Below are 14723 nucleotides of genomic sequence, written 5' to 3'. Positions count from 1 at the left end.
AGCGAGTTTTAACTGTAACACGAAGTAATAGGTAGAACCAGGGCCTGGTTGAGTTTTCCTCAGCCGTACGTATCGCGAGGTCCGCGGCCTTTCACATGCCTTTCTCCCTTGCGCCAGCTAGGCGCACTCGGACCGGTGATCCGCAGTGTCTTCACGACGCCGTCACCGACGGCAGCAGCGATCTTGGCCAGAATCTGGGACTGCATCATGCGCAACTGGGTAGCCCACGCCGTCGACTCGGCGGAGATGCTGAGAACACCTTCTTTCAGAGAGATCGGCTCGGCGTGCGCGGAGATGTCTTCTCCGACGACCTGCGGCCACCGACCGAGGACCGTGCCCTCGGACACCTTGGGGGACCACCCACGCGATTTAGAGATAGCGCTGGTGAGAGCGCCGAACGGCTGAGGGTCCCGCGCATCCGGGCCGGGGCCGGACCAACCGCTGCGTCGACGCGGTCGGCCACTTCCGTATTTGGGCGACGAGCGCCCCTGCCCGACGGCCTTACCGTTGGCTTTGGCTGTCGCGCGTGCCTCCTCGAGGGCACGGCGCGCCAGATCGATCCCCTTGAGCTCGGGCTCCGGGGCCGCGCTGCTGTCTTCAGTCATCGAACTCGACCTCCTGATCTGCCGAGCCTACGGGCACTATCCGGGATATCCGACCGTCTCCGGTATCGGAGGCTTCGACGCCGAACTTGGCCGCCTCGAGTTCGTCCGGTACATCCTCGGGAACGGCGGCCGTGATCAGCACCTGTTCGGCGGTGGCTGCAACGGTGGCGAGCGCACGACGCCGACGACGGTCCAATTCCGCGAAGACATCGTCGAGCATCAGGACCGGGTCGCTGCCGTCGGCGCGCAAAAGGGCAAAACCTGCCAGCCGCAGCGAAAGCGCAAAAGACCACGATTCACCATGGCTTGCAAAGCCTTTCGCCGGGCTGTCACCGAGAATCAGCTCCAGATCGTCCCGATGCGGACCGACCAGACACACTCCGCGATCGATTTCCTTCGACCTCATCTGTGCCAACTCGAGATGGAATCTCTCCTCGAGGTACGCAACGTCGTCGATACCGGAAATCCTTGCAGGGTCGGTGAATTCGGGATCCAACGAGGACCCCAGACTGCTCTTGTATCGAATCGACGCCGGCCGAGATTCGGGTGCGATGGAACGATACGACTCCGCCAGATGCGGCGCCAGATCATGGACCAACTCGAGGCGCCCGGCCAACAATTGTGCGCCGTGAGCGGCCAGATGCCCGTCCCACACCTCGAGGGTGGAGAGGACGTTGTCGGACTCGCCACCACGAGAACCGCGACGCAAAGCCGCACCGGCAGTTTTGAGTAGGGCTGAGCGCTGACGCAGAACTTTGTCGTAATCCGCACGGACAGCAGCCATTCGGGGTATCCGGGACGTCAACAACTCGTCGAGATAGCGTCGACGATCGCCAGGATCTCCGCGAACCAACGACAGATCTTCCGGCGCGAACATCACCGACTGCAAAATCCCCAACACTTCGCGTGGGCGACGCGTCGGAGACTGATTTATCCTGGCGCGGTTGGACTTTCCCTCGATCAGTTCGACGTCGATGGTCAGTTCGCGTCCGTTATTGACCACCGTTGCACCGGCAAAAGCACTGGCGGAACCGCTGCGGATCATCGGTGCGTCCGTGGACACTCGATGAGACGACAGCGTCGACAGATACCCGAGTGACTCGATGACGTTGGTTTTACCGTGCCCGTTCGAACCGAGGAAAACGGTTGTTCCCGGTGTGAGGTCAAGCGTCAGCGAATCCCAGGATCGGAAGTCCCGCAGCGAAAATCTACGAACGAACACTTAGCTTCCAGAAGCCGAATTCTTGGGCGAAGCGCTCTTGACCGCGTGACCGCCGAACTGATTGCGCAAGGCGGACACAGCCTTCATGGCCGGTGAATCATCCTGTCGTGAAGCAAATCTCGCGAACAGAGCAGCGGAGATGACGGGAGCGGGCACAGCGTGCTTGATAGCTTCCTCGACCGTCCAGCGGCCCTCGCCGGAATCCTCGGTATAGCCCGTGATCTGCGCAAGCTCCGGATCTTCCTCGAGGGCGTCGACAAGCAGATCGAGCAACCACGAACGTACGACGGTCCCCTTCGACCAAGCTCGAAGCACACCGGGAACGTCCGCGATCAGGCTTTCCGCCTCGAGGAGCTCGTACCCCTCGGCATACGCCTGCATCAGGCCGTATTCGATGCCGTTGTGCACCATCTTCGCGTAATGACCAGCACCGACGGGACCGGCGTGGACAAAGCCGTCTGCAGCCTCACCGTCGGGGCGAAGGGCGTCGAAGATCGGCATTGCCTTCTCGACGTCGGGCTCGGATCCGCCCACCATCAGGCCGTATCCGTTCTCACGGCCCCAGATGCCACCGGAGACACCGCAGTCGAGGAAACCGATCCCACGGGCACCCAGAAGCTCGGCATGGACAGCATCGTCGGTGTAACGCGAGTTCCCACCGTCGATGACCAGATCGCCACCCTCGAGGGCATCCGCCAGCTCGGCAATGGTGCTCTGGGTGATGTCACCGGCCGGAACCATCACCCAGACGACTCGAGGTCCCTCGAGGGAAGCAGCGAGTTCGGCAAGTGACCCGACATCGGTGACTTCCGGTCGAGGGTCGTATCCGATCACCTCGAGGCCATGCGCGCGCAAGCGCTCACGCATGTTGAAGCCCATCTTGCCGAGACCTACGAGTCCGATCTTCATACTGTTCTCCCTGGTCAGGCGCGAACTGAAGTGCGGGGTTCCACTCAGCCCGGAAGGCGAACCGGCATCAGCAGGTACGTGTACTCGCTCGAGGGCGCAGCGAAGTTACCGGACTCGTCTGCCGTGGGCTCTTCCTCGGCCGCGGGGCGAAGAACAGCCGGACGGCTGGGAGTGGTGAAGCCGAACAGAACGTTTTCGCTGTGAAGCGAATTCAACCCGTCGATGAGGTAACCGGGGTTGAACGCAATGGTGAGTGCTTCGCCCTGGAACGACGCGTTGAGCGTCTCTTCCGCGCGGCCGGCGTCGTCGCCACCCGCAGAGAGGAGCAGGCCGTCAGCGGAGAACTGCATGCGAACCTGTGCGCCACGCTCGGCGACGAGTGCTACACGCTTGATGGCCTCGATGAGAGGCGTGACCTCGACCGTTGCCATCGCGGTGTGCTGAGCGGGCAGCAACTGACGGAACTTCGGGAACTCGGCGTCGAGGAGGCGCGTCGTGGTGCGGCGTCCGTCGTTGACGATTCCGAGGAGTCCGTCGTTTCCGATGGTCGTACCGGAGCCGAGAGCCAACTCGACCGGCGAATTTGCATTGCCGGCAAGCGTTTTCGCGGACTCGGACAAAGTCTTGGCCGGGATGAGAACAGCAGCCTGGACGTCGGGATTGGCCGGAGTCCACTCGAGTTCACGTACGGCGAGACGGAAGCGGTCGGTAGCGGCGAGGACGATCGAATTCTGTTCGATCTCGACACGGATACCCGTGAGCATCGGAAGGGTGTCGTCCTTGCCGGCTGCAACAGCTACCTGGCTGATGGCTTCGGAGAACAGGTCGACGGGAATGGACCCGGACTGCTGCGGAAGCGTCGGAAGCTGGGGGTAGTCCTCGACCGGCATCGTGGGCAGGGAGAACTTGGCGCTTCCGCACGAGATGAGCACGCGAGTGCCCTCGAGGGTCACATCGACCGGCTTGTTGGGAAGCGACTTGGTGATATCTGCGAGGAGGCGACCGGAGACGAGTGCCTGACCTGCAGTTGTGACATCTGCCGAGACGCGGACCTGCGCGGATACCTCGTAGTCGAACCCGGAAACGGTGAGGCCGGCTTCGGTTGCGTCGAGAAGAACTCCGCCGAGAACCGGCACGGGCGGCCTCGAGGGCAGGCTACGAGCAACCCACGCTACTGAATCAGCGAACTCTTCCCGGGAAACGCGAAACTTCAGGCTTCCAAGCTCCATCGCCGGGTTATTCCTCTCGGTAGGCATGTTCGTCTGCTGCGGATCTGCATCAGCTCACTTGAAGTCTGACACAGACCAAGCGATGCCCACCGTATGCCCTCGAGGGCGCAAGTGGAAAGCCGAAGCCGCGGCGAGCGCAGCCTGAGGCGAGGTTCTCAACAGGAGTTGTCCCCAGAACTATTTTCAAAGAGCTTTTCCTAGGAAATTCTCAGTAGTAGTAATAAGTCCTGTGCAATCTGTGGAGCAACGGTTGTCGACGCTGGTAGGTCCCCTCGAGGGCCTGTGCACTTCTCGAGGACAGACTCGAGGACCAATCGACCCCCTCTGTGCACTCTCTGAAAGTTTTCGGATTCCTCCTCGAGAACTCCACAGACTTTCGGAGTTATCAACACACTTATCCACAGATGTGAATACTTTTCACAAGAAACGAAGAGTTTGTTCTCATCGGCGTGTCTGACTCCGGCGTGTCGTCCCTCGAGGTGGACAACCGCCCTCGAGGGGACCGCACGTGGAACCCTTCGAATACACCGATGCCGCTCGAGGGAACCTCTGCCTCGAGCGGCATCGATCGAAATAAGTGCAGGTCAACGCTTGGAGCGCTGCTTGATCCTTGCGGTCAACTCCTGAACCTGGTCGTACACCTTGCGGCGTTCCGTCATTTCCTTACGGATCTTCTTGTCGGCGTACATGACCGTCGTGTGGTCACGGCCGAACGTCTGACCGATCTTCGGCAAGGACAAATCAGTGAGCTCACGGCACAAATACATCGAGATCTGGCGGGCCTGAGCGAGTGGCCGGGCCTTACCCGGCCCACACAGGTCGTCGATCGACATGTTGAAGTATTCGGCCGTCACCGCCATGATCGTCGCCGCGTTGATCTCGAGGCTCGACGAATCGGGCATCAGATCGCGCAGGACCACCTCGGCCAACGTCAGATCCAACGGCTGGCGGTTGAGCGAGGCAAAAGCGGTGACGCGGATCAACGCGCCCTCGAGTTCACGAATGTTGCGCTCGATACGGCTGGCGATCAACTCGAGGACGTCGTGCGGGACCTCGAGGCGATCCATCCTCGCCTTCTTGCTCAGAATCGCGATACGCGTCTCGAGCTCAGGCGGCTGAACGTCGGTGATCAGGCCCCATTCGAAGCGCGTCCGCAGACGCTCCTCGAGGGTTGCCAACTGTTTGGGCGGACGGTCCGAGGAAACGACGATCTGCTTGTTCGCGTTGTGCAAGGTGTTGAAGGTATGGAAGAACTCCTCCTGAATACCTTCCTTGCCTTCGATGAACTGGATGTCGTCGACCAGCAGGACATCCGTTTCCCGGTAGCGACGCTTGAACGCGACCTTGCGGTCGTCACGAAGACTGTTGATGAAGTCGTTGGTGAATTCTTCGGTCGAGACGTACTTGACCCGCATGCCGGGGAACAGTCGCTGTGCGTAGTGGCCGGCCGCATGAAGAAGGTGCGTCTTGCCCAGGCCCGAAGCTCCCCAGATGAACAAGGGGTTGTACGCACGCGCCGGCGCCTCCGCGATCGCGACGGCAGCGGCATGAGCGAATCGGTTGGACGATCCGATCACAAAAGTGTCGAAGGTGTACTTCGCGTTGAGGCTGTTGGCGCCGGACCCCGAAGCAGAAGGAGTAGCGGGCGGCTTCGTGAAGTACGACGGCCACGATTCGTGAACGCTCGCGAGTGCTTCGCGGTCGTCGTCGACTTCTTCGGTCTCGGCAGTCTCGGAGTCCGAAGGTTCGCCGTCGCCTTCGGTGAATCTGCGCCGACGGTATGCGCCCGATGAGTTGACCGACTCGAACTGACGGCTGCCCGTGCGCTCCTCGACCGGTTCGGCGGGTGCGTCGGCATCGTCTTCGAGTGCGATGCGGACACCGAGTCCCTCGACCTGGCCGCCGAGGTGGCGTCCGAGTGCCTGCAGGATCGGCTCGCGTAGATCGCGCTCGATCGTCTCTTGAGCAAATGGCGATGGAACCGAGAGGAGTGCAAAACCCTGAGCAAGTGTGAGAGGCCTCACCAGACGGACAAATGCCTTCTGCTTGCTGCTCAAAGCCGGAAGATTACTTCCGGGGTCATCACTCGTGAGTTCTGCAACCACGTCGACCCAGACCCGTGCGAGCGCGTTGGGATCGTCGTTCACGTGGTTCCTTCCCGTGTTTCGCCGACAGTGGGTGTGCTGCAGCTGCCGAGCGTATGGCTGCGGCGTCGAATGATTCGGTGGATTACCACCCGGGGTGAGAACCCCGTAACAGGCTACGAATATGCCACCTGGGCTGTGTTTCCACACAATTATCCACAGATGTGGACAAACCTGCACTGAGTCGGTTTTTTCGTCAACCAAATTCGTCAAAGTGATCGAGAAATTGATCTACCTGCAACTTTGTCGGAACTCGAGGCGTTCGCCACTTGGTGTCGGGGATGCGTCAACACTCACAGCCCTGTGGATGAATGTGGAAACTCGGGATTCGGGGTCGCGTCCGGTGCTCGTGCCCGTATGTGCTGATGAGGCCTTGTCGAGAGCGTGCGCGGTTGGAACTGTCCGGGTTGCCTTCGGGCCACCTGCGTTCCGTAGCGGAACTGTTGCCAAGGTCACACTTGCCGCCTCGCTCGAGGTCACGGCCGTATGCACACCGCGAACGGAATCTTCGGAATAATGGAAGTGTCGGCGTGTCGCCGCAGTTGCCGCGGGAGGGCCCTGAATCGGGCTGGTTTGACCTTGGCAACGGTGGTAAGTAACCTCGAACGGTCACCCGCTGGTGGTGATCGCTTCGTGCTGGCTACATATGTCAGGTCGGAACGGTCTTCCAAGCCACAACGAGTGAAGCTGATTGTTCTGTACCTGTTGTATCCAAAGGCGCCGTAAGGCGTCGATCACTGAATGACGCCGGGAGGCGTCAATGAACTTCGAGGAGTGTTGACCGTGGCCAAGGGCAAGCGGACGTTCCAGCCGAATAATCGCCGCCGCGCGCGTGTTCACGGCTTCCGTCTTCGTATGCGTACCCGTGCGGGTCGTGCAATCGTTTCGGCGCGTCGCCGTAAGGGCCGCGATTCCCTCACCGCCTGATCTGATTTCGAGTTCAGGAGCTCGGGGTGTTGCCTGAGCCGTTCCGGTTGCGTCGCCACGCGGATTTCTCCGTGGCGGTGCGACGTGGACGTCGTATGGGAAGACGCGACCTTGTCGTGCACGCGTTCGATCGCGAGCAAGTAGAGGCGCTGGTAGTAACAAATCACGGTCCCCGGTTCGGGCTGATCGTGAGCAAGGCTGTCGGGCCGGCGGTGATTCGACATCGAGTCGCACGCCGGCTTCGTCATATCTGTGCAGATTTCGTCGGACAGGTTTCACCGGAGACAGACGTGGTTATCCGCGCACTTCCGGGTGCAGCTACCGCCAGTTCAGCCGAACTGGCCAAGCAGTTGCGCGGGGGCCTGACCAAAATGAACCTATTGGTGGCGGTAAGTGAAGAGCCATGAGTACTCCGCTCTCTGAGCAGATCGAGACTCCCAGAGCCTCCCGTGTCATCACGGTGTTGAAGGCTGTGCGTCGCGCTCCCGCCACTGTTCTCATCTTCTGTATCGAGTTGTACCGGACGTATGTGTCGCCCTTGAGGATGCCGACCTGCCGGTTCACCCCCACCTGCAGTGAATACGCAGTCGAAGCGCTGCGCACTCACGGGGCGATCAAAGGCCTTTTCTTGACTGTGGTGCGGTTGGCGAAGTGTGCCCCCTGGCATTCTGGAGGGTGGGACCCTGTCCCTGCCCGTCGTGACCGTGATGCGGGTAGCCGCCATAGCTGTCCGGAAGCACGCGCAGCGTGTCACAGTCCGACGGACGAACAGAGGAGTACTTAGAGCCGTGCTCAATTTCATCTACTATCCGGTATCCGCGATTCTGTGGGTCTGGCACAAGGTCTTCGGGTTCATTCTCGGCCCGGACAACGGAATAGCCTGGGCGCTTTCCGTGGTGTTCCTGGTGTTCACCTTGCGTGCGGTTCTGTACAAGCCGTTCGTGAAGCAGGTCCGCACGACGCGTCAGATGCAGGAACTGCAGCCACAGATCAAGGCATTGCAGAAGAAGTATTCGGGCGACCGTCAGCGCCAGGCCGTCGAGATGCAGAAGCTCCAGAAGGAGCACGGATTCAACCCGATCATGGGCTGTCTCCCGGTCTTGGCTCAGGCTCCGGTGTTCATCGGTCTGTTCCACGTCCTGCGCTCGTTCAACCGCACCGGCACCGGCATGGGCCAGCTGGGCATGAGCGCCGAGGACAACCTCAACACCCCGAACTACGTCTTCTCGGCCACTGACGTCCAGTCGTTCCTGGATGCTCGTCTGTTCGGCGCGCCCATCTCGGCCGCGATCACGACGCCGGTTGCGCAGCTTCAGGCCTACGTCACCGAGAACGTTCCCGAGCTTCCGTCACGGCTGAACATCATTCTCGTGGCCGCTCCGCTGATGATCATCGCCAGCATCGCGACGCACTTCAACTCACGCGCTTCTGTTGCCCGTCAGAGCGAAGCAGCTGCCGCGAACCCGCAGTCCGCGATCATGAACAAGCTCGCCCTGTACGTCTTCCCGCTCGGTGTTCTGGTCGGTGGACCGTTCCTTCCGATCGCGATCCTCCTGTACTGGGTGTCGAACAACATCTGGACCTACGGTCAGCAGCACCTCGTCTTCCGCAAGATCGACGCGGAAGAAGAAGCCAAGAAGCAGGAAGCGATCACTCGCCGCAACGACAATGCGCCCAAGCCCGGTGCCCGTCCCGATCCCAGCAAGAAGAAGGGATCTCCGGCTGCGCTGAAGACCGCGGATTCAGCCGACGACGACGGTGACGCCCCGGAAGTTTCGCTCAAGAAGCCACAGCCGAAGCCCTCGGGTTCCAGTGGTGGTTCCACGTCGAAACCGAAACAGAACCGGCCACAGAGCAACCGCGGCAACTCCCCCAAGCGCAATAAACGGCGCTGATCCAGGAAAGAGAACGACCAATGTCCAGTGAAGCTGACATCGTTGTGGATGGAGAGAACGCAGACGTGAGCACCGAGACCACTGCGCCGGTTACCGATGTGGATGTAGACATCGACGATTCCGATGACGACCTGATCGAAGAGGGCGAGATCGCCGGCGACTACCTCGAACAGTTGCTCGACGTTCTCGATTTCGACGGAGACATCGACCTTGACGTCGAGGGCGATCGGGCGATCGTCAGCATCGACGGCGGCGACGACCTGACCAAGCTCGTGGGACGCAAGGGTGAGGTTCTGGATGCTCTCCAGGAGCTGACTCGTCTGGCAGTTCAGCAGTCGACCGGAGAGCGCAGCCGCTTGATGCTCGACATCGCCGGGTGGCGTGCGGGGCGGCGCGAGGCACTCAGTGCTCTCGGTGCGGAAGCTGCACAGCGTGTTCTCGAGACCGGCGAACGCGAAGAGCTTGCTCCGATGACGCCGTTCGAACGCAAGATCGTGCACGACGCCGTCGCCAAGGTCGCCGGTGTTTCCAGCGAGAGCGAAGGCGCTGAGCCGTCTCGTCGAGTGGTTGTCCTCAAGGACTGACACTCCCCCTTGATCGAATGCGGGCCCCGGATTTTCCGGGGCCCGCTTTTGTGTCCGAGAGGTGTTTCACGTGAAACCGAATCCGGCGGCACGGTGAAGGTCCGGTGCCTATCGTTGTCGACATGTCCAACGAGCGCTCCGGATTCCCTCTCGGATTGATGACCCTTGGGGCCTTGATAGGGATGCTCGTGTGCGGCCTGAGCTATTGGCCCGTGGTCTTCGAACTACAGCAGAAAATGGAAGTCCAGTCCTTTCCGCCGGGCGGTCTGAAGTATTGGCTCTGCTGGTTGTTGCCGCTGGGAGTAGTCGCCGTCGTATTCATTCCACTTGCATTGGCATGGCGATCCGGGAGACCGGTCATGCTCAGCTTCGCGATTGCCTTCTTGTTCGTCGGGGGTGCACTGTGCATGTTCGGATATTCGATCGACAACATGCCGTACTACATGTGAGCCCCTCCCCTCCCCCAGGAGGAATAGTCGGCCTTCGTTTCACGTGAAACCGGATCGATGGTTGTTGCCCCGAGCCCTCGAACTCCGCCCCAGATTGCCGCCACAATGGATCACCGACCTGATGTCGTCAGGCCTGCTGGCAAGGTCGTCACCTTCGGCGCTGGCATCCGATGACCGACAACCCGCCAGCCCTCACTTCGACGGCCCCCGGATTGGGGCGTCGTCAACAACGATCAAGAAGGAGCAGCATCCGCACATGCACGTCGACATCGAAGGCGCCACCCGGATCGCCCGCCTCGCCGCAGAATTCGACTGGACCTGGGCCATCGACGACCTGGAACCCTTCTGCGCACAAGCCGGATGGGAACTCGTCGAACTCAGGCAAGGTGGCGGCTCGATACGAACGAACCTTCATGTCTGCCGGCCGAAGGCGAACATGTTCGGGCGGCAACACAGAATGGATTGGATCTCGATCTTCGTCACGGACGTGGCAGATGATGCTACGCCCATGACAGTGGTGCGCCCGCTGCGGAACGCAGGGTTCGCGAATCTCACTGCGGCACTGACTTCCGTCCTTCCGATACCCACGTACTCCGAGCCCGGACCTGAGGCAACTATCCGGTGGGACCTGCCCAAAGTGGTCGTCATACTCAGTATGAGCCCCAGCGCGATCCACCTGCGACTGACGAGTCCGGGGTATCAGGCATGGGTGGATGAGCCCGAACCGGAGTATGAGGACGAGGACTAGCGATCGAGGTCGGCGAGATCGAATCCGGTGTGGGAACAGGTTTGCGCGCTCCTCACAGGAATCGGACCAATCACATCGAATGGGCTTCGTCGCCACGCAAAGTCGATGATGCTGTTGCGGGCTTCGGGGTGAGATCGGCGGCGACTACTTTGCCAAGCAAACCGGAATCGACATCGCCTACACGGGCTCCGGTCCATACACTGCGGACCGCGTCGGGGTAATCATGGGACCGCCTTGAGTTCGGTTGACTCGCGGGGTGTGCGATCGGCGTCGCGCCCACACCTGCTGCTGGTCTCGTCATGAGGGCGGATCCGGACTGTTCGAGGTGGAAGGACTTCGCTGTGCCCGGATCGAACTCGTAAGCGGTGATCTTGTTGGTTCCGGGTTCGGTATGCACCAACAGGTAGTCCTTGCCGTCCAACAACTCCCGCACCAAGCGCGGATCTTAATCGCGCAGAGCCTAGGCGCAGGAATTCATCCTGCGCATCGGGCAGGTCCCCTGCTCGACTTTGATCTTCCCGCCGACACCGGTATCCACATCGAAGGCGAACTCTCCATGCGCATCCTGTGGAGCGAAGCTTCTTGGATTGATTCGCGGTTTGTGATGCCAAGCCTCCGGCGTCCCGCAACAGGAGTGTCAAGCCGACGGATATATGGCTCGCAACAACCGGCGATGAGATACCGAAGCTGTCCGAGATCTGGAATCGAAGTCTGTTTTCCGAGTCGACCTACAGAGAGGATCTGACTGACCGAGTCCGTTCTGCAGTCCGACGTCGGCGATCTTTTGCAACGACTTTTTCATCGAAAATTGGTCTTTTTGGGTCAGAATTCCATCCATGTAACTACCCATGGCAGTTTCGTCACTGTGATGATACTAAGAATTGCGCTCCTATCTGCATTCGATCGCCCGGCTATGTTTCACGTGAAACGCGTCAGAATTGGAAGATTTTTCAGCGCAATGTTTCACGTGGAACGCGAACCCCTCCCCTCCCCCGCTTGAATTTTGGGCCGAATACTTCCCAAAGAATGAGCGAGTCGGCAGACTCACAGCGAGTCGGTGTGCAGAAGCGAACACATGTCGGCTCCAGAGCGGATAATGATTTCGGTCTTGATTGTTGATTTCGCGGTTTACGCGGGAGGATGTTTCACGTGGAACAGAATGGTGCGGCGTCGGTTGACTGGGACGAACAAGAGACTGCGCGCGCAGTGTTCGGTGACAGATATGAGATCGCGGAACGGTATTACCAATCCCTGGCGACGGATGGTGTCGAGCGCGGGCTCATTGGTCCCCGTGAAGTCCCTCGACTGTGGGAGCGTCACCTTCTCAATTGCGCCGTCATCGGTGAGTTGATTGCCGAAGGCGAGTCGGTTGTGGACGTTGGAAGCGGCGCCGGCCTACCCGGTATCCCTCTCGCAATCGCCCGCCCGGACTTGAAGGTGACTCTGGTCGAACCGTTGCTTCGACGCTCGGTGTACCTCGCGGAGTTCATCGAGTCCAACGGATTGGACGTCTTGGTTGTCCGAGGGCGAGCCGAGGAATCGGGTGTTGTGAAGGAAGCGGGCGGCGCGGATGTAGTCACCTCGCGAGCTGTGGCGCCTCTCGAGAAGCTCGCACGTTGGTCCCTCCCACTCATTCACGAGCACGGCCGGATGTTGGCACTCAAGGGTTCGAGCGCCTCCGAGGAGATCGAGCGAGACCGTACGGCGCTCACCAAGTTGGGCGCAGGTAAGTTGGAAATACTCGAATGCGGAGCCAAGATTCTCCGCACCCCCACTGTTGTGGTGAAGGCCGAACGTCTCCCGAAGCGCCGCCAGCGTTGATGATTTACACGCATGCAATCGAGAGCAATGTACAGATGATGAGAGCACCTAGTGATCGATTCCCAATCGAAGGAGCAGTCAATGTCGGGTCGATCTGAATCCGCCGTTTCACGTGAAACACCGAAGCAGCACACGAGTGCGGGTGCGGATCAGATCGTCAACGACGACGACAATTTCACCGCCCCCTACGCGGCGATCTCCTCGGAGGAGACCCCCATCGGGGCGGCCGCGCATCGAGCGAGCCAAGTGCTTCATCCCCATTCGGTGACGCTGCCGAAGCCGGCGTTCCGCCGCGTGATCACCATCGCGAACCAGAAGGGTGGCGTCGGCAAGACGACGACCACGGTGAACCTTGCGTCGGCGCTCGCTCTTCAAGGGCTCACTGTCCTTGTGGTCGATTTGGACCCTCAGGGCAACGCCAGCACCGCTCTGGGCGTCGTCCATACCTCGGGCACCCCGTCGAGCTACGAGCTGCTCATAGGCGAAGTGAAGGCCCCGGAGGCGATCCAGACCAGCCCGCACAGTGAGCGCCTTCTCTGCATTCCGGCAACGATCGATCTGGCGGGCGCCGAGATCGAATTGGTCTCCATGGTTGCCCGCGAGAATCGACTCAAAGGCGCGCTCAACGACAAGGTGCTCGCAGAGCTTGACGTCGACTTCGTCCTCATCGACTGCCCGCCCTCGCTGGGACTGCTGACCGTCAACGCGATGGTCGCTGCCAAGGAAGTTCTGATCCCGATCCAGTGCGAGTACTACGCCCTCGAGGGGGTCGGTCAGTTGCTCCGCAACATCGAACTCGTCCAGGCTCATCTCAACCCGGATCTGCATGTCTCCACCGTCCTTCTGACGATGTACGACGGGCGCACCAAGCTGGCCGACCAGGTCGCCGAAGAAGTACGCAAGCACTTCGGTGAGGCCGTTCTGCGCGCTGTGATTCCGCGCAGCGTGAAGGTGTCCGAGGCTCCTGGATACGGGATGACAGTTCTCGACTACGACCCGGGTTCACGTGGCGCCATGAGTTACCTCGACGCCGGCCGTGAACTTGCCGCCCGCTCTGCCACCACGACGACCCAGGAGCAGTGAGATGAGTCAAGCACGCAAAGGTGGATTGGGCCGCGGCTTGGCTGCTCTCATCCCCACTGGGCCGGCCACGGCGCCGGGTCTGGGATCGGCTGCAGCGGACGTCGTAATCGGCGTCGACAAGCGCAACCCCTCCCCTCCCCCACCGACCGAAGCGGCCCCGAAAACGCCGAAAGCCACCAAGGCGTCGGCTGCGAAGGCTCCGGTGGAAGCTGAGCCGGAGACCGAACTCGAGCCGACCGGCGCGGTCTATCTCGAGATCGAACCGAGCCTGATCGAGACGAACCCGAAGCAGCCTCGCAGCGTTTTCGACGAGGAAGCACTCGCGGAGTTGGTTCACTCGATCCGCGAGTTCGGCTTGATGCAGCCGATCGTGGTCCGTCGTCACGGTGACAAGTACCAACTTGTCATGGGTGAGCGTCGCTGGCGCGCGAGCCAGGAAGCCGGGCTGGAGAAGATTCCGGCGATCATTCGTGAAACAGATGACGACTCGATGCTGCGCGACGCGCTCCTCGAGAACATCCATCGAGTGCAGTTGAACCCCCTCGAGGAGGCAGCGGCGTATCAGCAGCTGCTCGAGGAGTTCGAAGTCACCCACGAAGAATTGGCCAATCGGATCGGACGTTCGCGTCCCGTCGTGACCAACATGATTCGTCTGCTGAAGCTGCCGGTGGCGGTTCAGCGTCGCGTTGCGGCCGGTGTACTTTCGGCCGGCCATGCTCGCGCACTGCTGTCCCTCGAGGCGGGTGCCGACGCTCAGGAGGTCATGGCGGCGCGCATCGTCGCGGAAGGAATGTCTGTTCGCGCGACGGAGGAAGCAGTCACTCTGGCCAACCGGGCGGATAATGAGATCGCTCCCCCACAGAAGCGCAAGCCCATCGTGATGCCGGGTCTGCAGGATGTGGCCGAGCGGTTGTCGGACTCGTTCGACACTCGGGTGACTGTCAGTCTGGGCAAGCGGAAGGGAAAGATTGTGGTCGAATTCGGCTCGGTCGACGACCTACAACGCATCGTCGGAATGATGGAAGCGCAGAAATCGACGTAGTGAACTCGGATGCCCGTTTGGTGACGTAATGACGATGACCGGTCACACCACCTATTTTCGTCACT

Annotated in this window: 16 protein-coding genes; 10 read left to right on the top strand and 6 right to left on the bottom strand. The window is 60.7% G+C overall.

Annotated elements, in window-relative coordinates; all coding sequences use genetic code 11:
- Positions 1-59: 59 nt before the first annotated feature.
- The 5 genes from PCS43_RS27715 to dnaA form a co-directional block, all read right to left on the bottom strand.
- A complete protein-coding gene (locus tag PCS43_RS27715) occupies positions 60-605 on the bottom strand; it encodes a DUF721 family protein (protein WP_003942471.1) in 546 nt (181 codons plus the stop codon).
- The gene (gene recF, locus PCS43_RS27710; RefSeq protein ID WP_065351689.1) at positions 598-1827 is read right to left on the bottom strand and encodes a DNA replication/repair protein RecF; all 1230 of its coding nucleotides are present in this window, start codon (positions 1825-1827) and stop codon (positions 598-600) included. Before recF ends, PCS43_RS27715 begins: the two co-directional genes overlap by 8 nt.
- Entirely contained in the window at positions 1828-2736 is a 909-nt protein-coding gene (gene gnd, locus PCS43_RS27705; RefSeq protein WP_065351688.1) for a phosphogluconate dehydrogenase (NAD(+)-dependent, decarboxylating), read from the bottom strand. It abuts the gene before it with no gap.
- A 44-nt stretch (positions 2737-2780) separates the two neighbouring features.
- A complete protein-coding gene (dnaN, locus tag PCS43_RS27700; RefSeq protein ID WP_007729165.1) occupies positions 2781-3965 on the bottom strand; it encodes a DNA polymerase III subunit beta in 1185 nt (394 codons plus the stop codon).
- A gap of 584 nt (positions 3966-4549) precedes the next feature.
- The gene (gene dnaA / locus PCS43_RS27695) at positions 4550-6112 is read right to left on the bottom strand and encodes a chromosomal replication initiator protein DnaA (protein WP_003942491.1); all 1563 of its coding nucleotides are present in this window, start codon (positions 6110-6112) and stop codon (positions 4550-4552) included.
- Positions 6113-6892: 780 nt separating this feature from the next.
- Here dnaA and rpmH point away from each other — a divergent pair.
- The 7 genes from rpmH to PCS43_RS27660 all read left to right on the top strand — a co-directional run bounded on the left by rpmH (position 6893) and on the right by PCS43_RS27660 (position 10712).
- The gene (gene rpmH / locus PCS43_RS27690; protein ID WP_003942540.1) at positions 6893-7036 is read left to right on the top strand and encodes a 50S ribosomal protein L34; all 144 of its coding nucleotides are present in this window, start codon (positions 6893-6895) and stop codon (positions 7034-7036) included.
- A gap of 26 nt (positions 7037-7062) precedes the next feature.
- The gene (gene rnpA / locus PCS43_RS27685) at positions 7063-7443 is read left to right on the top strand and encodes a ribonuclease P protein component (RefSeq protein ID WP_209910667.1); all 381 of its coding nucleotides are present in this window, start codon (positions 7063-7065) and stop codon (positions 7441-7443) included.
- The gene (gene yidD / locus PCS43_RS27680) at positions 7440-7820 is read left to right on the top strand and encodes a membrane protein insertion efficiency factor YidD (RefSeq protein WP_007729147.1); all 381 of its coding nucleotides are present in this window, start codon (positions 7440-7442) and stop codon (positions 7818-7820) included. The genes rnpA and yidD overlap by 4 nt, the downstream gene beginning before the upstream one ends.
- Positions 7821-7824: 4 nt before the next feature.
- Positions 7825-8931 (top strand): membrane protein insertase YidC, encoded by a 1107-nt coding sequence (gene yidC / locus PCS43_RS27675; RefSeq protein ID WP_003942570.1) that lies wholly within the window; start codon positions 7825-7827, stop codon positions 8929-8931.
- A 20-nt stretch (positions 8932-8951) separates the two neighbouring features.
- Positions 8952-9515: a Jag family protein gene (locus tag PCS43_RS27670; RefSeq protein WP_003942504.1), complete on the top strand. Its 564-nt coding sequence runs from the start codon at positions 8952-8954 to the stop codon at positions 9513-9515.
- 122 nt (positions 9516-9637) lie between these two features.
- Positions 9638-9964 carry a hypothetical protein gene (locus PCS43_RS27665; RefSeq protein WP_020971491.1) on the top strand — a complete coding sequence of 109 codons (327 nt, stop codon included), beginning with the start codon at positions 9638-9640 and terminating at the stop codon, positions 9962-9964.
- 256 nt (positions 9965-10220) lie between these two features.
- A complete protein-coding gene (locus tag PCS43_RS27660) occupies positions 10221-10712 on the top strand; it encodes a DUF6301 family protein (RefSeq protein ID WP_054828074.1) in 492 nt (163 codons plus the stop codon).
- A 70-nt stretch (positions 10713-10782) separates the two neighbouring features.
- Here the strand turns inward: PCS43_RS27660 and PCS43_RS27655 are convergent, their stop codons facing one another.
- A complete protein-coding gene (locus tag PCS43_RS27655; RefSeq protein WP_116057589.1) occupies positions 10783-11145 on the bottom strand; it encodes a hypothetical protein in 363 nt (120 codons plus the stop codon).
- Positions 11146-11852: 707 nt separating this feature from the next.
- Here PCS43_RS27655 and rsmG point away from each other — a divergent pair.
- The 3 genes from rsmG (at position 11853) to PCS43_RS27640 (ending at position 14658) form a co-directional block, all read left to right on the top strand.
- Entirely contained in the window at positions 11853-12533 is a 681-nt protein-coding gene (gene rsmG / locus PCS43_RS27650) for a 16S rRNA (guanine(527)-N(7))-methyltransferase RsmG (RefSeq protein WP_039973059.1), read from the top strand.
- A gap of 81 nt (positions 12534-12614) precedes the next feature.
- Positions 12615-13616 carry a ParA family protein gene (locus tag PCS43_RS27645; protein ID WP_003942510.1) on the top strand — a complete coding sequence of 334 codons (1002 nt, stop codon included), beginning with the start codon at positions 12615-12617 and terminating at the stop codon, positions 13614-13616.
- A gap of 1 nt (position 13617) precedes the next feature.
- Positions 13618-14658 carry a ParB/RepB/Spo0J family partition protein gene (locus PCS43_RS27640; RefSeq protein WP_209910663.1) on the top strand — a complete coding sequence of 347 codons (1041 nt, stop codon included), beginning with the start codon at positions 13618-13620 and terminating at the stop codon, positions 14656-14658.
- Positions 14659-14723 lie beyond the last annotated feature (65 nt).

Origin of the sequence: Rhodococcus sp. C-2, assembly GCF_027854095.1 — a bacterium.
In the GTDB taxonomy this organism is placed as follows: domain Bacteria; phylum Actinomycetota; class Actinomycetes; order Mycobacteriales; family Mycobacteriaceae; genus Rhodococcus_F; species Rhodococcus_F qingshengii.
The sequence above is the reverse complement of the archived record's forward strand: the minus strand, read 5'-3'. Positions and strand labels throughout refer to the sequence as shown.